Here is a 19,500-nt window from a genome sequence, read left to right as displayed (position 1 = left end):
TTACTGCTCTTTTGTGTCTTGAATCACATCGTATGCAGTTAAGATTTTTTCAACTTTACGAAGCACTATGGTATAGGCGACAATAGCAGGCATTGCAACGATAAGCCCCATAGCGGTGGCTTTTAGCGCAAGTGCAAGACCTATCATTATTTTTTTGGCATCAACGGCTCCCACATCCCCCATAGTGTAAAATGTAATCATAATACCGACGACAGTTCCAAGGAGTCCGACATATGGAGCATTAGAGCCTATAGCACTTATAACACTGATATTGTTTGTCAAATCGATTTCTAGGACATCTCTGTGGTTATAATCATCTAGACGAATGCTCTTATAAAACATCATTCTCTCAATAAATAACCATAAAGTTACTACACTCATAAGTATTAAAACTCCCATTACACCGTAGTCAAGTGCTTTTTCTGCATAAGCTAGAAAGTTGCTTTCCATTAAACGTCCTTAAATTTTAGTAGTACTGTTGTTCCGTAGTCAGGTTTAGACTTGAAATTCAGTTGTATCTTTTGTGAGTCACAAAATCTTTTTACCATGCTAAGACCTATACCAAAGCCCTGCATGTTATCATTAGATTGATAATAGTTGTCAAATATTTGAATAAGTTCGACTTCATCCATACCACATCCGTAATCTTGGATTTGAAGTGTATAGTTATCTAGTTTTATGTCACATTTATTACTGTTTGGTGAGTATTTTACAGCATTATCAATGATGTTGTCAATGACTTTTGCCAAGCCTGTCCTGTCGCTGATAATATTTGTAGTTTGAAGTTCTGCATTAAATTCTACATGTGGATAAACATGTTTTAAAAAGGCAACTCTCTCTTGAACGAGTTCGTCAAGTAAAAAGTTTTCTTTTATCTCATTTGTACTCTGTTTCTTTATCATATAGTCAAGTTCATTATATCTCTCTTGGAGCATCCCGCATGCTGTTTCTATTCTTGAGAGTCTTTTTAAATCTTTTTCATTTTCTGTGTTTTTTTTGAGCATATTGAGATTTGTGATGATCGTGCTTATGGGAAGGTTAAGCTCATGCAGAGTCTCTTTTGAGAGATTTTGCAAGTTTGTCACATGTTCTTGCAGAGGATCAACCGAGAGTTTGGATATCATAACTCCTCCAAGAATACTAAAACAAGTCATCACAATAGCCAAAAGAAAAGTATTTTCAACCTCTACAATTTCTAAAAAATAGTGTAAAATAGCCATAAACGCACTGACTGTTAAAAAGTAATAGATAAAGATGGAGATGCGAAGGTTACGAAACAAGTTTGTATCCAACCCCGCGAATATTTTCTATGGACATACTTGGAAGTAACTGCTTTATACGGTTTATATATACTCGTATTGCTCCGTCGCTTCCAGTTTGCGAAGTACTCCAAAGTTCATCACTTATTAGTTCTTTTGGAACCGTATTATTTACATGTTTCATAAGCAGCAAAAGAAGAGCATATTCTTTTTTTGAAAGGTCAAGTTCTTCACCGTTATACAAGATTTGTTTGTGGAGTTCATCGTGGCAAAGCAAGTCGATACACTCCACACTGCTTGATTTGCCTCTTCTAAGCAGAGCATGAAGTCTTAGAAGAAGTTCATCACTGTCAAAGGGTTTGGTGATATAATCATCTGCTCCGCTCATAAAACCGCGAGTAAGCATCTCTTTGTCTTTGTGTGATGTTAAAAAGATGGTAGGAGTAGAATCTTGTGCTTCGCGAAGCTCTTTTAAAACAGTTACACCGTCAATAAGAGGAACATTTATATCAAGTATGTAAATATGAAATTTTTGCTCAAATGTAGCATCTATAGCACTTTGTCCATTTGGGACATGGGTGACTTCAAAATCATTTTCTTCTAGCAAATCAACGAGAGTCTCTCCAAAGAGGAGATCATCTTCTAAAAGCAGAACTCTAGTCAACGCTCTCAATTGCCCAGTTAATTGCTTGACCCGCGTACATAGGTACAACATTGCCGTATTTTTGAGGTATCACGAAAGTTCTCTTTTCCAGTGTTACTTCTTTAAACTCAGGACAGATACCGTAGATGTTTTGTGCATTGTCACTGATAAATGCTTGAAGGTTGTCAAGTTTGTTATACTGCTCAAATATTTCACACAAGAGTTGAAGAGCGATAGGTGCAGTAAACACACCTGCAGCACAGCCACAACTCTCTTTTTTGTCCTGTGGATGGGGTGCCGAGTCTGAGCCGAACATCACTTTAGGATGGGCTTCTAGCGCAACACTGAGCAGTGCGTCCAAGTCTTCAGGTCTTTTTGCAATAGGTTTGCAGAAGTTGTGAGGCATCATCATTCCGCCGACTACGTCATCAAGAGTAAGAAGAAGATGATGGACAGTAATGGTTGCATAAAGATTGTCAAACTTATCAAGCATCTCAACAGCTTCTTTTGTAGTGATGTGCTCCATAATAATCTTTAGCTCAGGAAAGTTAGATGCAAGCAGTTCATATATGCTCATAAACTCAGCTTCTCTGTCCATAACAAAACCATCTGTTTCACCGTGAACACAAAGAGGAATGTTTAAATCACTCATAGCTTCTAAAGTAGGGCGCATCTCTTCAATGTCAAAAGATGAAACTCCTCCTTCGGAGTTTGTGGTAATACCGGCAGGGTAAAGTTTTATAGCTGTTATTTCATCCATGACACTTTCTAAAAAAGCTCTATCATAATTTTTGTAAAACAGAGTCATGTAAGGCTCAAAGTAGTCATTTGGAACCGCTGCTATGATTCGCTCTTTATATGCTATAACATCTTCCAAGCTAGATACTGGAGGAATTAGGTTCGGCATAACGATTGCACCGCTGAAACTGTATGCAGTAAGTGGAGCAACATTTTCAAGCATAACACCGTCACGAAGGTGAAGATGCATGTCCAATGGCATTAAAAGAGTGTGGGTCATCATTTTTCCTTGATTTATATGAATAAATTATTAGTTTTATTATAGCTAAATATGCATTAAATTTTTTTTGATTAAGTTGAGTTATATCTTTAAAAGTATACAGCCAATTATTATATAACATTTAATAATACTTAAGAGAAAGAGACAAAACATTCCTATTTTTATATTATCGTCATTCGTAGTCTCATATAACTGCGGGCTATATTAAAAAAAATTAAATTAGACTCTCGAGTATAGGGTAAAATTTCGTACACAAGAGCTTGAAGAATTTTTAATCATCATGCCCGAAACTTATTTAGCTAACGCCAAAAAAATAGCATCTAGGATTCGTAAAGAATTTCAAAAACATGCATTTAATCATGGCATTAAGTTAACAGTTAGTCTAGGTTTAGTAGAATTAAGCGAAAATGAAGATGCAAATTCTATTTTTAAGAGACTTGACAGGCTTTTATATGACTTTAAAAATAGTGGTAGGAACAAACTCAGTTTTTAGAGGTAGTTGATGAAGAAGTATATATCGGCATTACTTGCAGCAGTGCTATTATTCTTTATAGGTTGGCAGAGTGGCATCTTATTTATAAATATCTCAGAAAACGCTAAAAGAGCAACACTTCTAGATAAAATCAAAGCAAAAAAACAACTTGATGTAGTTATATTAAATTCTCCTACCGTTTATTACATGGGTCCGCAAAAAGAGCGTGGTTTTGAGTATGAACTTATATCCGAGTATGCCAAAGAGATAGGAGTAGACTTAAATTTAACTATAGTATATAGCACAAATGAGGCACTTCAAAAGAGTAGAGAGGGTATAGGAGATATAACTGTAGCGTCTATAAGTAAAACACAAGAGAGAGAAAAAGAGTTTGAATTCGGGCCGCAGTATTACACTACACAAGAGTTACTCGTTTGTAACAACAGCCTTTATAAAAAGGGGACTTTTCCAAGAGATGTTAATGGTTTGGCAGGGTTGAATATTGTAGTCGCAAAAGATAGCAATTATGAGACTACTTTGAGCAGACTCTCCTCAGATGTAACCGACTTAGGGTTTGAAGCTACTACAAAATATTCGACAGAACAGCTCTTGGAATTGACTAATCAAAAAAAGATTGACTGTACTGTTGCCGATTCAAATATTTTTATAATAAATCAACGTTATTATCCAGAATTACTAAGAAGCTTAGTGCTTAGTGATAAAAAAAAGCTGGCATGGATTATTCGTAAAGGTGATAACTCTTTAAAAGAGAGTCTTTATGAATGGTTAAACTCTTACGAACACTCAGGGAAAATGTCGGAGCTTAGAGAGTTTTACTACTCTTATTTGGAGATATTTGATTATTACGATACAAAAGTCTTTTATAAACGACTTAGAAATCGTCTGCCTAAGTATAAGAAGTATTTCCTAGATGCAGAGGAAAAATACAATATTCCCTGGGTTCTTTTAGCTGCACTCTCATATCAGGAATCACATTGGAATCCAAGAGCTAAGAGCTATACAGGTGTTCGCGGTATGATGATGCTTACACAGACAACGGCAAAACAAGTAGGTGTAAAAAACAGGTTGAGTGCTAGAGAGAGTATTTATGGCGGGGCAAAGTATTTATATATGCTAGAGCAGAACTTTCCCAAAGAGGTAAAAGGAAAAAATCGTTGGGCTTTTACATTGGCTGCATATAATGTAGGAATGGGTCATATTCATGATGCTCAAAAATTGGCAAGGAAGCTAAACAAGGATCCATACTCTTGGAGTGAGATAAAAAAAGTTTTACCGCTTTTATCTCAAAAGAAATACTATAAGAGTTTGAAACACGGCTATGCCAGGGGGGAAGAGCCTGTTAGATATGTCAACTCAATACAGCACTATTTGGACATGATCCATAAAGATGAAATAGATTGATGTTATAAGGAATTTTTTGCCTCTAAAATCAAGTCATTAATAGCTTTTTCATAAAGCTTAGCCGTCTCTTGAGAAGTTGATTCAAAACGAGTTACAAGTACAGGTGTCGTGTTACTTGCACGAACAAGCCCCCAGCCGTTTTCAAAGTTAATGCGAACACCGTCTACATCTATAATATCTTTTATAGCCGGAAAGTCAGCAGGCGGATTTTTCAACATCTCTTTTACGGCATCTATGATTTTAAATTTCTCAGCTTCTGTAGTCTTTACTTTTATCTCTTCGGTTGAGAATACTTGAGGAAGTTTTGCAAGTTCTTCGTCAAGGTCTATCTTGTCGTGGATAAGTTCTAGCATTCTAAGAGTTGCATAGATAGCATCGTCATAGCCGAAGTAACGGTTTTTGAAAAATACATGTCCGCTGACTTCACAAGCTAGGTCTGCATCTGTCTCTTTCATTTTTACTTTCAGGTTAGAGTGACCTGTTTTGTACATAATAGCTTTTGCTCCGCGGCGTTCAAGCTCATCGTACATAACCTGTGAACACTTCACTTCACCCACAACAGTAGGCTTATCCATTGTCATAGAATAAAGAAGTGCCATCATGTCGCCTTTGATGTTGTTCTTATGAGTAAGAACTGCTATGCGGTCGGCATCTCCGTCATATGCAAATGCGATGTCTCCATCAGTAGCCAGAAGTTTTTTAACATCTTCTAAGTTGTGTTCTTCTGAAGGGTCAGGATGGTGGTTTGGAAATGTTCCGTCCGGGTCTACATAGAGACCTTTTGTTTTTAACTCAAGCTGTGCGAAGATATCTTCAGTGACTATACCAGCAACACCGTTTCCGCAGTCATATACAATTCTGGTATCCATATCTTTTAAGTGTTGGAATTCATGCACTAAAAAGTCCACATATCTTGTAACCGCATCTATCTTGGTTACATCTCTTTGTACTTTAGCAGGGAAGTCCATAGCATCACATTCTCGACCAAGTGCATAGATGTCTTCGCTGAAAAACGGTGCTTTATCTATAGTGATCTTAAAGCCGTTGTATTCGCTGGGATTATGTGAACCCGTAATCATAATAGATGCAGACGGAGTGATGCCATCCCACTCTTGATAGTTTGTGAAGTAGTTTACGGGGGTAGGAACAAGTCCCATATCCAGAACTTTTTTACCGCCTGCATTTAGTCCGTGAACAAGGTATTCAAAAAGTATAGGGGAGTGACTTCTTGCATCATAACCGACTGACACATAATCACCGTCTATCTTGGATGCAAGTGCATAACCGATACGAACAACGCTTTGTTCATTTAACTCTTTTTCGTAAATTCCTCTAATATCATACTCTCTGTAGATGCTCACAATAATTGCCTTATAATAATTAATATTGGAATTTTACTGTTTTTTTGTTAAGGTAAGTGTAAAATAGGTGTAATTCACTATATTGCCTTAATTTAAAAGGATGATGTTTTGATAAAAGTTAAGGAACTGGTAAAAACTTTTTTCTTTTGCACTCTTGTATGTAGGATTGCGTGTTCTTTTATTTAAAAAGAGAATATAAAATTTATGTTATTATTAGTAAAAATTAAATGAGAAACTTATGAATGAGATGAAAACTATATATTTAAAAGATTATAAAAAACCTGAATTTGAAGTTGAGAGTTGCGAGCTTGTGTTTGATTTGTTTGAAGAGTATTCTTTAGTCACAAACACTATGAAAATAAACAGACTTGATAACGCACAAAAAGATATAAGACTAGATGCTATAGACTTAGAGCTGATAGAAATATACATAAATGATTTGAAGCTGGATGAGACTCGTTATATAATAGATGCACAAAGTCTTATTGTCCTAAATATTGCGGATTCATTCAGTCTAAAAATCAAAAATAAAATCTATCCTCAAAATAACACGGAACTCGAAGGGCTTTACAAATCAGGCTCAATTTTTTGTACCCAGAACGAGCCGGAAGGTTTTAGAAAAATAACACCATATCTGGACAGACCGGATGTTATGAGTGTCTTTACCACTACAGTAATAGCCGACAGAGAAAAATACCCGGTACTTTTAAGTAACGGAAACAAGAAAAACTGCCATGACTCTTTTGATGAGAGACACGGAGTTACCTGGCACGATCCGCATCCAAAACCATCTTACCTTTTTGCTTTGGTCGCTGGAGATTTAGGATGCGTAAACGATGAATTTACCACTGCATCTGGTGAGTATGTGGAACTGAACATTTACTGTGACAAAGGAAATGAATCTCAATGTTCTCACGCTATGAAATCACTCAAAGAGGCAATGCTTTGGGATGAAGAAAAATATGGACGCGAATATGACTTGGAAATTTATAACATAGTAGCGGTAGATAGTTTTAACATGGGTGCTATGGAGAACAAAGGACTCAATATCTTTAACTCTCACTATGTCTTGGCAGATGAAGACAGAGCTACAGATGCTAACTTTATGGGAATTCAGAGTGTTATAGCTCATGAGTACTTTCACAACTGGACAGGTAATCGTATCACATGTAGAGACTGGTTTCAGCTAACACTAAAAGAAGGGCTTACTGTTTTTCGCGACCAGTCTTTCTCGGCAGATTTAAATTCCCGTGAAGTCCAACGTATCGAAGATGTTAAAGCTCTAAGAGACAGGCAGTTTATAGAAGATGCATCTCCTACTGCTCACCCGATTCAGCCGGATTCATATATGGCGATAAATAATTTCTATACTTCTACGGTTTATGAAAAAGGTGCGGAAGTCATTAGAATGATTCATACTCTTTTAGGTGAAGAAAATTATAGAAAAGCTACTGACCTTTACTTTGATACATTTGACGGTCAGGCAGTTAGAACAGATGATTTTTTATGGGCCATGAGTGAAGCTTCTGGAGTTGACCTCTCAGAGTTTAAGACTTGGTACCATCAGTCGGGAACACCGACACTAGATGTTGAAGAATTTTATCACAACGGGATCTATAAACTTATACTTACTCAAAAAGTTCCAAATGCAGTTGATGGCAGTGCGCAAAAGCCGTATTATTTTCCACTAAAAATAGGTCTTATCGGACTTAATACAAATGAGATACTTGAAAAAGTATTAATAATATCAAAAGAAAAAGAAGAGTTTATCTTTGAAGGTTTGGCATCTAAGCCTTATTTATCAATAAACCGTGATTTCTCAGCTCCTATCATAATAGAGCAGAGTTCAAAAGAGTATGCGTTTTTAATGAAGCATGATAAGAACAGTTTTGTAAGATATGAATCTGCACAGCACTTTGCCATTGAGACTCTTGAGGAGATGATGGATACGGGAAATATTAATAAAGAGTTCTTGAAAGCTTACGGGTATATCTTAGACTTGGATATTGAACTCTCATATAAGGCATTACTTTTAGAACTGCCCTCAGTGTCAACACTTATGCAAAGACAAAAAATAGTTGATTTTGTGCCTATATACTTAGCAAAAGAGAGACTGGAACGTGAGTTGGCTACTCTGTATAAGGATAAATTTTTAGAGATTTACGAACAAAACCATAATCCTAAAAATAAAGACCTGGATGCTATAAGTATGGGAGAACGTGCTATTAAAAACAGAGTGTTGAGAATTTTGTCTGCACTTGAGAATAGAGAAGTTATAGATATGGCCAGAGAACAATATGAAGAGTCTTTGACAATGACAGATAGAATAGTTGCTCTAGATATTTTAGAGAATATCACAAGTCAAGAGGGAGAAGTTGCACTTAATGATTTTTATAACAGATATAAGGACGATACTTTAGTTATGAACAAATATTTCTCAATAATTGCAGCATCACATAGAAACGGAACACTTGACAGAGTCATTGCACTTCAAAATGATGAAGTATATGATGAAAAAGTTCCGAATTTGGTACGATCTTTGATTGGTGTTTTTGCAAGAAACTATAAGCATTTTCATGCTGAAGATGGCAGCGGCTATTCGTTTGTAGCAGATAAAATAATTGAGATAGATAAAATCAATGCTCAGATGGCTTCAGGACTCGCAGGAGCATTTAAAATATATGAACGTATGAATGAAACAAATAAAGAGTTGATGAAAGAAGAGTTAGAGCGTGTAGTTTCTACACAATCACTTTCAAAAAATTCTTATGAAATTATTAGCAAAATCTTAAAAATCTAGTATAAATTAATTTTTTATATGCTTGAAAGTGCCTAAAATAGGGCCTTAAGGTTTTATATAATTTGTACATATGATAATTATTTATATTCTAATAATTCTTTGTGATATAAATGTGATACAGTTGTGATAACCTTACTATAACTTTTAACAAAGAGGAAAAATATATGGCAAGATTAGTCGTTTTAGGTGGTGGTGTTTCTGGACATACTGCCGCAACATTTGCAGCGAAATGGTTGGGTTCATCTCACGAAGTTGTTGTAGTTACTCCAAACTCAAAGTGGAATTGGATTCCATCAAATATATGGGTTGGTGTTGGTCAAATGTCAAAAGAAGATGTTACTTTTGATTTAGCTCCTGTGTACGCAAAAGCAGGTATCACGTACAAGCAGGCAAAGGCACTTGGAATTCACCCGGAAGGAAATGAAACAAGTGATAAGCCTTATGTTGTAATTGAGTCAACAAAAGATGGTGAAGAGGGACAAACTGAAAATATTGAGTATGATTACTTAATCAATGCAACAGGTCCTAAGCTTAACTTTGCAGCTACTCCTGGTCTTGGAGATGCTAATGGTCTTGGTGAGCACACTGTATCAGTTTGTACAGCAGATCACGCAGTACATGCAGCAGAAGAGTTAGACAAATGTATTGAGAAGATGAAAGGCGGTACTCGTCAGAAATTCTTAATCGGTACTGGACATGGTATGTGTACTTGTCAGGGTGCTGCATTTGAGTATATCTTCAATATTGAGCATGAGTTAAAGAAAGCTGGTGTTCGTGATATGGCAGATATCAAGTGGATATCAAATGAGTCTTTCCTAGGTGACTTCGGTGTTGGTGGACTTCACATGAAAGCTATGGGTTTTGCAGTAAGTTCAAGAATTTTTGCAGAGTCTCTATTTGCTGAGCGTAACGTTGATTGGATTATCGGTGCTCACGTAAATAAAGTTGAATCTGGAAATGTTCATTATGAATTACTTGATGGTTCAATGGGCGAAGAAAGTTTTGACTTCTCAATGTTAATCCCTCCATTTGCCGGTGTTGGACTTAAAGCTATCAACAAAGCCGGTGAAGATATCACAGGCGATATATTTGCTCCAAACGGTTTCTTAAAAGTTGATGCAAATTATGCTGCAGGTGCATATGAAAATTGGAAAGCTAGTGACTGGCCAAAAACATATCAAAACCCTACATATAAAAATATTTTTGCTTGTGGTATTGCATTTGCACCACCACATCCAATCTCAAAACCAATGAGTTCACCAAACGGAACTCCGATCAATCCAACTCCACCTCGTACAGGTATGCCTTCAGGTATTATGGGTAAAGTGGTTGCTCACTCTGTTTGTGATTTAATTACTAAAGGTCCGGATGCTCCGTTGCATGAAGCTTCTATGGCTGAAATGGGTGCTGCTTGTGTTGCATCTGCAGGTAAAGGACTATTCGACGGTACTGCTGCTGCAATGACAATTTACCCTGTTGTTCCGGATTTTGAGAAGTACCCTGGTACTGGTCGTGATACGGATTACACATTCGGTGAAATCGGTCTTGCAGGTCACTGGATTAAACATATCCTACATCACCTGTTTATCTATAAAGCTAAGCTAAATCCAGGCTGGACTCTGATTCCAGAATAAAAAAACATTAAGGAGAAAAAATGTCAAAATATGGCGAAAAAAATATTAAAGCTTACGGTAATAACTTTACAACAATGACACCTGGTCCAGTTGCAAAATGGATGAGAACTTGTGTAATATTCCAATTTTTTAGATTTTTAGCAATCAATCTAAAAATGCTAGTAGTGGTTAGAAAAAGTCACTAATTCTTCAACCCTCCATCTTGGAGGGTAAGACAATCACCCTCAACCAAAGAGGAAAAATCCTATTTTTTAATAAATTATATTAAGGCAGTTTAATGGTAAGAGATATTATTACTTATCCAGCACCACCAAGTGTAGAGTACGGAACAGATGTAAGAGTTTTTAATGAAGATATAATCTCTATTATCCAAGATTTAAAAGATACAATAGAGGCAAATTCTCTTGAGGCACTTGCAGCATTTCAAATAGGTGAGATGTACAATATAATTGTTATAAAAAAAGGGGATATGTCCTTTGTGGCTGGTGATGATGGTTATTTAGAATTAATTAACCCCAGAATAATAAGCAGCAGCGACAAAGTTACTACTGTTGAGAAAACAGCGTATTTTCCGGGTCTAAGTGCAAATGTTGAGAGACACAACAATATCTCTATCATTTATGAAGATAGAAATTTTAAACAACACAGTTTAAAAGCAACAGGAAAAGAGGCAATCTTACTCCAAAGAAAAATAGACTATACATTTGGATCTTCTTTTATAAATAAACTATCAAAAGATGAAAAAAAACTATTTGAGAAAAAACTTGATTTTGGAAGTGATATAGCTATATCTGAGAGCTGTCCGACAACTTTTAAAAGAGACTATATATTAAAAGCAATAAATATTTTTATGATAGCAATGGTCGCTTTAGTCGCAGTATCTTTTTTTGTTTCTGATGAATCAACATTAAAGAGTATGTGGTCTTATCAACTCTATGCTTCTTACGGTGTTCTTGGCTTTATTATTGTCTATTTCTTTTATGCACAGTATGAGGGGAAACAGTTTACATCTTGTACAAGTTGTCAGATAGGAAATATTATAGGTACAAGCGTTATAAATCTTGTAAAGTTAACACTTATAATGGTTGTTTCTTACTTTATAGTATAGTTTTAAAGTATAGAAGGTAAAGACATGAACACACAAGTACCAAACTTAACACAAACACAAGAAATTTTTATAAGTTCAAAAGATATTATATTATCTCAATGGCTTTCATATGATTCACCACAAAAAATATTGAAACAACACGATATAGACAGAAGTTTCTTCTTAGCAGAGTATGCCAACGGCGTTTTTGATTATTTTATGGGCATAATAGCAGGTGAAGTGGAGATAGGAAATTGCCCGATTATGCAAAATTTGATGGCCTATTTAAAAAACAGAGAAATAAGTGCAGATGAACTGTTTGAGATCTGTAGTCATTTCCGCCGTTCTATGATTGATTTTTCTTATGATAAAGGTCTTGACTCAAAAGAGATGGCAAATGAAATCTCATATATATTTGATAAAAATTTTAGAGGGATTCTAAAGTATTATACAGATACTATTTTTCAAAAACTTATAAATGCAAGGTTAGAAGCAGATAAAGCTTCTCAAGCTAAAGAATACTTTTTGTCAAATATGTCACATGAGATAAGAACTCCGTTGAATGCAATTTTAGGTTTTGTAAATCTTTTAATAGACGAAGATGTATCTAAAAAACATAGAACATATTTAGATATTATCTTAAACAGCGGGGAAAACCTACTAAGTATTATTAATGATATTTTAGATTTTTCCAAACTTAGAAGTGGTGAGTTTACAATCGAGCCTAAAATATTTTCTTTGCATGATGAAATAAGTCATACAATGGAATTGTTTGTTGCAAGTGCGAATGTAAAAGATATAACAATAACTTCTTTTATAGATCCTCATATTCCAAAAGAGTTATATGCAGATGCTCTTAGAATCAAGCAGATTCTTTCAAACTTTTTAAGTAATGCTATAAAGTTTACCCCGCAGGGTGGGCATATAAGTGTTGAAGCTTCTTGTAAAAATGGAGTTTTAAATGTAAGTGTAGCCGACAACGGTATCGGCATCGCAGAACAAGACATACAAAATATATTTACAGCTTTTGCTCAAGCTCAACACAGTGAGCAAAAAAGTTGTGACGGAACAGGTCTTGGATTGTCTATTTGTCATCAGCTGGCATATCACATGAACGGAAGTGTACATGCAGAATCAACATATGGAGAGGGAAGCAGGTTCTGGATAGAGATGCCGGTGGATGCTCATAGTGAATTATGCCCAATATATGAAGATGTAAGTGAGTTCCAGTCTTTAAAGATTGTTGTTTATTCAAAAAATTCACAACATTTTTACAAAGAAGAATCTTTTATGAGATATGCAGACATATTTGGCATGAATGCAAAGATTGTCGATAATTTAGAGGATGATTTTGATATAGCTCTGTTTGTAGATGAAGATGTTGATAAATCGTTTAAAACAAAAGCGCTAAATTCAGGTAAAAAATTTATTGCGATGGTTAGCAAACCAAATGATGAGTATGATAAATATGATAATGTCACGTCTATCTCTTTTCCTATGTATTGTTCTAAAATCAGAGATACGTTTAATGAACTCTTAAATCCTGATTCATACTCTCCTCACAAACATGAAGTTGGACTTAAATTTATAGGACATATTTTAGTAGCAGAAGATAATGAAGCGAATCAAGAGTTGATCAAAATACTATTGCAAAAATATGGATTAACTTTTGATCTTGCATCTAACGGTTATGAGGCAGTAGAATTATATAAACTAAATAACTACGACATGATTTTAATGGATGAGCAGATGCCGGTAATGGATGGTAATGAGGCCGTTAAAAAGATTACGGAATATGAGATAAAAAAAGGGCTTAGACACACTCCTGTTTCAGCACTTACCGCTAATGTAATCAAAGGTGCTAAAGAGAGAGGACTTTTGAGTGGTTTCGATTCATTTTTAGGTAAACCGATCATTTTAAAAGAGTTAGAAAGAGTTTTTGCTCTGTATTTAAAAATCAATACAAATAGTGAGCTTAAAGTAGAAACTAAGAACTTCCAAAGCAGTATAACAGGTCTTGATGCCATAAAACTAAAAGAAGAACTTATGCTTAGTGAAGATGAACTTATTATGCTTCTTACTCTCTTTATTAAAAAAATGAAAAAACAGATACCGGAATTAAGCAGTGCCATAAAAAATAGAGACTATAAAAAAATAGCTTTAAAAGCGCACAGCATTAAAGGTTCGAGTGGAAATTTTAGAATAGAAGTTCTGCAAAACAGTGCAAGTGAAATGGAGCAAATGGCTAAGTCTGAAAATAGTGATTATGATTATGAGAAAGTTTTTAAAACAATAAAAAAGAGGGTTCAAGAGATAGATATCTCTTAAAAAGTTTCGATGCTGTAGTCGAGTATTATTCCTCTATATAATAACCTATTCCGGAGGCATTTTTAATAATATCTGTCTCAAGTTTGTTTCTCAGTCTCCAAACTAATGTTCTAACGCTGTTTTCTGTTGCTCCGCTTTCATCCCAGACATAGTTCATCGCCTGCTCAAAACTCACGACAAGTCCAAGTTGTGCCACAAGTAAACGTAAAAATGCGTTTTCTTTTTTAGTAAGCTTGATTTTCTTGCCATTATAGAATGTTTCACATACACTGATATCAAGATGGTATTTGTCACCAAACGGGACTATTGGTTTGTCAGAAGCTCTTTTTGAATAAAGCAGTTTTTCAAGATTCAGCTTATCTACTTTTAAAGAATCGATATTATCTTTTCTTTCATTTTCTACTTCATATTTGAAAATCGCCATTTGAATAGTAGCATGAAGTGAATTTGGGTCAAACGGTTTAACAATATAGCCGTAGGGTTCAGTTAGTTTCGCTTGTGCTATGATATCGTCATCGCTGTAAGATGTTAGAAAAATAAAAGGGATATTATATTTTTTACGGATCACTTTGGCTAATTCTATACCGTCATTACTCTCATCAAGAGATATATCAATGATTACAATATCAGGTTTATAAGCTTGAATCTTATTTTTTGCAGCAACTGCATTGTCACATACCGCAATGACGCTATAGCCATGCTTTTGAAGTGACAAATTGAGATTTAGTGCTGTAATTTCATCATCTTCTACAACAATAATACTATTTTTAACCATTAATAACCCCTTTCGTATCAAAAAATAATGACTATTTTGTGATAAATTAGTTATTATTATAATGTAACTTTTTATTATTTACAATAGCAGATAGTGTGAATCAAGGTGGTGTTACGAATTAACACATATTTTTTATTTTTTTAGTGCGGAAGAAGTAGGATATAACACTTTTCCACATGGTACAACTAGTGATGATGTCGCCAAATGTACATCCTGATCGTCAAAAAAAATGTGTGCTTTAAAGGCTTTTAAAATTTCACTTTTTTCTATACCACCGAGGAAAAATGCCTCATCTACATAGACTCCCCAGTGTCTTAAAGTCTTTATAACTCTAATGTCTGCAGGGCTGTTTCTCGCTGTTACTAAAGCTATGCGAACAGGTGAAAGCTCCATCTTCATGGGAAGTCTCTCTTGCAAGCGAGCTAGTTTTTTTAAAAATGTTGCAAAAGGTCCTTCATTCATAGGAATGTCTTGAGCATTATGTTCGTTTTCATGAAATGCTTCCAATCCGCCGTTTTTATAGACCAATTCACTGCTCTCATCAAATAGTACGGCATCTCCGTCAAAAGCTATTCTTACTTGACCGTCGGGTATATCACATTTATACTCGGGCGGGGTAGATAAAACAGCAGAAGCACATACTTTTTTATCAATGACTTTTTGTGCGTCTGATTCATTTGTAGTTAAAAAAAGATCAACATCAAAGGCTTCTAGATAATCAGCAGTTGATTCTCCTGCCGTAAAAGCTGAGCGTGTTATATTTAGGTTTAGTTTTTTTATGTTGTTTAGAACTATAACTCCTGTATCTGGCGAGTTTCTTGACATTATCACAACTTCAACAAGAGGTGAATCATTTTTTTTCTGATACTTATTTAAATCTAAAAGAGCTTTTATAAGAGGAAAAGCTATTCCTTCTTTTAATGGCAGATGCTCATTTTTAAGCATATACTCCCGATACATTTGAATAGCATTCTCAGGATTGTTTTTAAATTCTTTTTCAAAAAGCTTATCCTCTTTAGAGAGGTCAAAAAGAGCTGTAGCAGATATTCCGATTACGAGAGTGTTTTGCAAGTTATATGCCAAGATAAATCCTTTAGCATTATTATAGTAAAATTACTTTATGTCTTACTTTGTTTATATGCTCCAATGCAGCGATAATACTTTATATACCGGTATAGCGACAGATGTTCAAAGGCGTCTCGATGAGCATAACAATTCGGACAAAGGTGCAAAGTACACAAAAATACGCCGTCCTGTGATGTTGGTCTACAGTGAAGAGTGCGAAGATAGAAGCAGTGCTTCTAAAAGAGAATATGCTATAAAAAAACTAAAACGAAAAGAGAAGTTGGAATTGATTGATGCTTAGTATATATGTGGACGGGGATGCATTCCCTAATCTTTTAAAACCGATTTTATTTCGTTCCATAGAGAGACTTGGACTTAAAACTTTTGTAGTTGCAAATAAAAAGATAGATATTGGAAAATCAGAAAATATCAGTTATCTTATAGTAGATGCGGGGGCTGATGAAGCTGATCATAAAATAGTTGAAATGGTAGAAGTCGGTGATTTGGTGATTACTGCAGATATCCCATTGGCAGACAGGGTTATAAGTAAAAATGCTCATGCAATAGACCATCGCGGAGAGTTGTACAGCATTGATAACATCAAGCAATACCTAGCCATGAGAGACTTAATGGAAAAGATTCGTGATAGTGGTGAAATGACAAGAGGGCCAAAACCGTTTTCAAGTAAAGATGCCCATGAATTTGCCAATCAGTTAAACAGTTTTTTAGCCAGACATGTGAAAAGTCAGTCTAACCTCCAGTAAAAAATATCTCTGCGACCTTCAGAGCTAAAGAGTTCTTTTTCGTTGATAAACCTTATTTGGTTTACGGACTTGTTATGTCCGACTAAACGGTCTCCCTGTTCTTTTGTTTTTGGATTAAAGAGTTGCAGATAATTCTCTTCACCGCTCGTAAAAACACCTATTTCTGCACTTGGGCTTAGTCCGACACAGTAAACTAGAAAATTGCTTTTTATGTAGTAGCCTTTTTGTCCTTCTTGATATACGGCTACACGTCTGTCCTGTCCGGCAGTTATTATGACACCGTTATTATGTGCAACATGGTAAATATTGTCAAGATTCTGCGGGGTATAGTTCTTTTTTACTTTAGAGCTTTTTGCATCTAGGAGTTTGACAGCACCGCTTTCATCAGCAAAGACTATTTCTGTCTTGTCGAAACTCAGTTGCATATCACCTAAAGTGCTTTGAGATATATGGCTTTTATAAATATTGTATTGTTCATGTGTGTCATGAAGAATAATCTCAGAGCCAAGAGTACCAAAGATAATCTGCTCATCATTTAAAAAACGGGCCTCTTTGATTGAGAGTTTTTTGCGTTCATCAACTATGTTTTTAAGCTCATTGTTTTCATAAATCCAAACATTTCTAAATGAATCCCTTCCAACACTGACTATAAGAACTTTAGAGTTTAGATAATCAACACTAAGAATATTTGCGGCAATAAGTTTGTTCATTGCGGTAGTAACGGGCGGAAGAATTATTTGATTTATGATTTTTTTACTTTTAAGATCAAAAATATCAACGGTTCCCATGTCATTTGCAGCATATAGTTTGTCTGCATATACGACAAAGTCACTTACAAACCCGACAGAACGTAGTTTAAAAATAGGAGAGATATCTTTTGAATAAAGCATAGACGACAATAAAAATAAGAAAATAAATAGTTTAAACATAAGGGCATTATACAAGATTTTTTATAAAACAAGTTTTGCTATACCCATGCTATATAAGTACTATACAATGTATATGGAAGAATAAATTATTTTAAAGGCAGGAAATGGGTATAAAGATATTTAGTTACGGAACATTACAAAAAAGTAAGTTTACAAGAGGAAAAGAAGTAAAACCTGGAACGCTTACCGGTGCCTACGAAATAATGAGCGGTGATTTTCCGCTGCTTCAGGAGATGCACAAGGGGACAAATGTAATAAATGGACTTCTTTTTGAAGTATCTCAAGATGAGATTGATGAGATAGATGACTATGAGAATATGCCGCATTTTTTCAAAAGACAGGAAAAACAGATTGTACTTGAAGACGGCAAAAAAGAGACAGCTTGGGTTTACCTGCTAAATGAGCAAATAGGATAATCTGAACTTTGATGTAGTATAATAATTAGAGTTTTTTCAAGAAGTAGGGAAACTGTAATGGAACTGATGATAGATAATGTTTTAAACATAGGTGTTGATGAGTTTTATAGAGCTTCAAGATATGGACTTCCATTGTCTGTATTATTGATAAACTCAGATAATCGCAGAGCATTTGATATACTTGAAGAAAATACAAGACAGGTAGATATAGTTCAGCAACTAAATTCAGAATTGTTGATAGTCTTTTTATCACATACAGATTATAAAAGCTCCTTAACTTTTATACAAAAGATAAAAAGCAAATTAAATTTTACATACACGCTCGGTGAATTTAAAGATTCGGAGCAAGAGTTTGTAAGAACTCTTTTTTTAGACAATCGTGATAAGTTTATTTTTCCCCGTTGATATTTAGACTTTCTTTTAGTATATCAAACTCTTCTTTAGTTATTATTCCGTCTTTAAGCAGCTTTGAGAGTTCCTTAAGTTTGGCAATCTTATCTTCATTCTCTTTTGTCATAGTACTTAAGTAGAAATCTTCCAGCTCTTCCTTTTTATTGGCAGCTTTTCTATCTTTTAAAGAGTGTTCTTGTTCATATTTTTTTGCATTTCTTTTAGAAATGACATAAGAGACTATAGACATAATTGAAAAAATTGTTAGATATAAAATAGCTTCATTGTATATGGAATCCAATGCGTTAGGGTCTATGCCCTCTGCATAAGCGAATGAGACAACAAATAGTGGTATTAACGGTTTCATGATAAGATTTCCTTTTGTATGAACATATTGTAGCAAATACTAGAGCTTATTTTATTGATTATACTTTATTTTAGGAGATGGCAATTATAGATGAGCAGAATTACATTAACGGCTTTTTTAGTATTTTCATTTATAGCGTTGATGATATTTGTAAAAGAGAGCAGGGTGGATTTGTCTAAAAACATTTTAAAAAAAGATGCTGTTATTCTTGCCTTTGGAGATAGCCTGACATATGGTTTTGGGGCTTCAAGCGACTTTAGTTATCCTGTGCGTTTGGAGCTCAGAAGCGGAGTCAAAGTTATAAATGCAGGAGTAAATGGTGAGCTCTCTTCTGAAGGTTTACGCAGGTTACCAAAATATCTGAAACAAAAGCCTGACCTTGTCATTCTCTGTCATGGAGGAAATGACATACTGCAAAAACTCCCGCATGAACAATTAAAGAAAAATTTACAAGAGATGGTAAGACTGATTAAAAGGAGCGGGGCAAAAGTACTACTTGTTGCTGTGCCTGATTTTCATATTTTTGGTTTTAAAACATTGTCTTTGTATGAAGAAGTGGCAGATGAGGCAGGAATACTTTTAGAAGATGAGGTGTTGACCCATATAGAGCTACATCGAGATCTTAAAAGTGACTATGTGCATCCCAATGATAGAGGGTACGACATGATGGCTGAGGCTTTTATGAAGATTCTTAAAAAGAATCAATTTATTCCTTGATTTTTATTACTGAAGTTTTACAGTATAGCGTTATAAAGTATTACTTATTTATT

The 19,500-nt window shown here is 34.9% G+C and carries 21 protein-coding genes; 12 read left to right on the top strand and 9 right to left on the bottom strand.

Going from position 1 to position 19,500, the window contains the following annotated elements:
- From exbB to pyrC, 4 genes are read right to left on the bottom strand one after another with little or no spacing between them, the layout of a single operon-like run.
- Entirely contained in the window at positions 1–450 is a 450-nt protein-coding gene (gene exbB / locus ABYK18_RS08020; RefSeq protein WP_373036142.1) for a TonB-system energizer ExbB, read from the bottom strand.
- Positions 450–1,280, bottom strand: a complete 831-nt coding sequence (locus ABYK18_RS08015; protein ID WP_373036141.1) for a sensor histidine kinase — start codon at positions 1,278–1,280, stop codon at positions 450–452. The genes exbB and ABYK18_RS08015 overlap by 1 nt, the downstream gene beginning before the upstream one ends.
- The gene (locus tag ABYK18_RS08010; protein WP_373036140.1) at positions 1,270–1,923 is read right to left on the bottom strand and encodes a response regulator transcription factor; all 654 of its coding nucleotides are present in this window, start codon (positions 1,921–1,923) and stop codon (positions 1,270–1,272) included. The genes ABYK18_RS08015 and ABYK18_RS08010 overlap by 11 nt, the downstream gene beginning before the upstream one ends.
- Positions 1,916–2,923: a dihydroorotase gene (pyrC, locus tag ABYK18_RS08005; RefSeq protein ID WP_373036139.1), complete on the bottom strand. Its 1,008-nt coding sequence runs from the start codon at positions 2,921–2,923 to the stop codon at positions 1,916–1,918. Before pyrC ends, ABYK18_RS08010 begins: the two co-directional genes overlap by 8 nt.
- A gap of 271 nt (positions 2,924–3,194) precedes the next feature.
- Here pyrC and ABYK18_RS08000 point away from each other — a divergent pair, with 271 nt between their 5' ends.
- Positions 3,195–3,413, top strand: a complete 219-nt coding sequence (locus ABYK18_RS08000; RefSeq protein WP_373036189.1) for a diguanylate cyclase domain-containing protein — start codon at positions 3,195–3,197, stop codon at positions 3,411–3,413.
- Between the two features lie 9 nt (positions 3,414–3,422).
- Positions 3,423–4,814 carry a membrane-bound lytic murein transglycosylase MltF gene (gene mltF / locus ABYK18_RS07995; protein ID WP_373036138.1) on the top strand — a complete coding sequence of 464 codons (1,392 nt, stop codon included), beginning with the start codon at positions 3,423–3,425 and terminating at the stop codon, positions 4,812–4,814.
- Positions 4,815–4,816: 2 nt separating this feature from the next.
- Here the strand turns inward: mltF and ABYK18_RS07990 are convergent, their stop codons facing one another.
- Positions 4,817–6,175 carry a phosphomannomutase/phosphoglucomutase gene (locus tag ABYK18_RS07990; protein WP_373036137.1) on the bottom strand — a complete coding sequence of 453 codons (1,359 nt, stop codon included), beginning with the start codon at positions 6,173–6,175 and terminating at the stop codon, positions 4,817–4,819.
- A 238-nt stretch (positions 6,176–6,413) separates the two neighbouring features.
- Here ABYK18_RS07990 and pepN point away from each other — a divergent pair, with 238 nt between their 5' ends.
- From pepN to ABYK18_RS07965, 5 genes are all read left to right on the top strand, one after another.
- Entirely contained in the window at positions 6,414–8,975 is a 2,562-nt protein-coding gene (gene pepN / locus ABYK18_RS07985) for an aminopeptidase N (protein WP_373036136.1), read from the top strand.
- Between the two features lie 164 nt (positions 8,976–9,139).
- Positions 9,140–10,609 (top strand): NAD(P)/FAD-dependent oxidoreductase, encoded by a 1,470-nt coding sequence (locus tag ABYK18_RS07980; protein WP_373036135.1) that lies wholly within the window; start codon positions 9,140–9,142, stop codon positions 10,607–10,609.
- 20 nt (positions 10,610–10,629) lie between these two features.
- Positions 10,630–10,794 carry a hypothetical protein gene (locus ABYK18_RS07975; protein ID WP_373036134.1) on the top strand — a complete coding sequence of 55 codons (165 nt, stop codon included), beginning with the start codon at positions 10,630–10,632 and terminating at the stop codon, positions 10,792–10,794.
- A 92-nt stretch (positions 10,795–10,886) separates the two neighbouring features.
- A complete protein-coding gene (locus tag ABYK18_RS07970) occupies positions 10,887–11,717 on the top strand; it encodes a peptide deformylase (protein ID WP_373036133.1) in 831 nt (276 codons plus the stop codon).
- A 24-nt stretch (positions 11,718–11,741) separates the two neighbouring features.
- Positions 11,742–14,024 (top strand): ATP-binding protein, encoded by a 2,283-nt coding sequence (locus tag ABYK18_RS07965; RefSeq protein WP_373036132.1) that lies wholly within the window; start codon positions 11,742–11,744, stop codon positions 14,022–14,024.
- 25 nt (positions 14,025–14,049) lie between these two features.
- Here the strand turns inward: ABYK18_RS07965 and ABYK18_RS07960 are convergent, their stop codons facing one another.
- Both ABYK18_RS07960 and ABYK18_RS07955 read right to left on the bottom strand, forming a co-directional pair.
- Entirely contained in the window at positions 14,050–14,799 is a 750-nt protein-coding gene (locus tag ABYK18_RS07960) for a response regulator (protein WP_373036131.1), read from the bottom strand.
- Between the two features lie 132 nt (positions 14,800–14,931).
- Positions 14,932–15,882, bottom strand: coding sequence for a 5'-nucleotidase (locus tag ABYK18_RS07955; RefSeq protein ID WP_373036130.1), 951 nt, complete (start codon positions 15,880–15,882; stop codon positions 14,932–14,934).
- Between the two features lie 37 nt (positions 15,883–15,919).
- Here ABYK18_RS07955 and ABYK18_RS07950 point away from each other — a divergent pair, with 37 nt between their 5' ends.
- Positions 15,920–16,165, top strand: coding sequence for a GIY-YIG nuclease family protein (locus ABYK18_RS07950; protein WP_373036129.1), 246 nt, complete (start codon positions 15,920–15,922; stop codon positions 16,163–16,165).
- Complete coding sequence (locus tag ABYK18_RS07945; protein WP_373036128.1) at positions 16,158–16,628, top strand: YaiI/YqxD family protein; 471 nt, start codon at positions 16,158–16,160, stop codon at positions 16,626–16,628. The genes ABYK18_RS07950 and ABYK18_RS07945 overlap by 8 nt, the downstream gene beginning before the upstream one ends.
- Here ABYK18_RS07945 and ABYK18_RS07940 read toward each other — a convergent pair.
- Positions 16,610–17,557 (bottom strand): nitrate reductase, encoded by a 948-nt coding sequence (locus ABYK18_RS07940; RefSeq protein ID WP_373036127.1) that lies wholly within the window; start codon positions 17,555–17,557, stop codon positions 16,610–16,612. The genes ABYK18_RS07945 and ABYK18_RS07940 overlap by 19 nt on opposite strands.
- A gap of 104 nt (positions 17,558–17,661) precedes the next feature.
- Between ABYK18_RS07940 and ABYK18_RS07935 the strand changes: the two genes are divergently transcribed.
- Both ABYK18_RS07935 and ABYK18_RS07930 read left to right on the top strand, forming a co-directional pair.
- Positions 17,662–17,973 (top strand): gamma-glutamylcyclotransferase family protein, encoded by a 312-nt coding sequence (locus tag ABYK18_RS07935; protein ID WP_373036126.1) that lies wholly within the window; start codon positions 17,662–17,664, stop codon positions 17,971–17,973.
- Between the two features lie 57 nt (positions 17,974–18,030).
- On the top strand, positions 18,031–18,378 hold the full coding sequence (locus ABYK18_RS07930) for a hypothetical protein (protein WP_373036125.1): 348 nt from the start codon (positions 18,031–18,033) through the stop codon (positions 18,376–18,378).
- On the opposite strand, the gene ABYK18_RS07925 is transcribed toward ABYK18_RS07930, so the two are convergent.
- Positions 18,362–18,730 (bottom strand): hypothetical protein, encoded by a 369-nt coding sequence (locus tag ABYK18_RS07925; RefSeq protein WP_373036124.1) that lies wholly within the window; start codon positions 18,728–18,730, stop codon positions 18,362–18,364. The two genes, ABYK18_RS07930 and ABYK18_RS07925, sit on opposite strands and share 17 nt — an antisense overlap.
- Before the next feature lie 90 nt (positions 18,731–18,820).
- Here ABYK18_RS07925 and ABYK18_RS07920 point away from each other — a divergent pair, with 90 nt between their 5' ends.
- Positions 18,821–19,447, top strand: a complete 627-nt coding sequence (locus tag ABYK18_RS07920) for a GDSL-type esterase/lipase family protein (RefSeq protein WP_373036123.1) — start codon at positions 18,821–18,823, stop codon at positions 19,445–19,447.
- Positions 19,448–19,500: the final 53 nt, after the last annotated feature.

The organism is Sulfurimonas sp., assembly GCF_041563495.1.
In the GTDB taxonomy this organism is placed as follows: Bacteria; Campylobacterota; Campylobacteria; order Campylobacterales; family Sulfurimonadaceae; genus Sulfurimonas.
The sequence above is the reverse complement of the archived record's forward strand: the minus strand, read 5'-3'. Positions and strand labels throughout refer to the sequence as shown.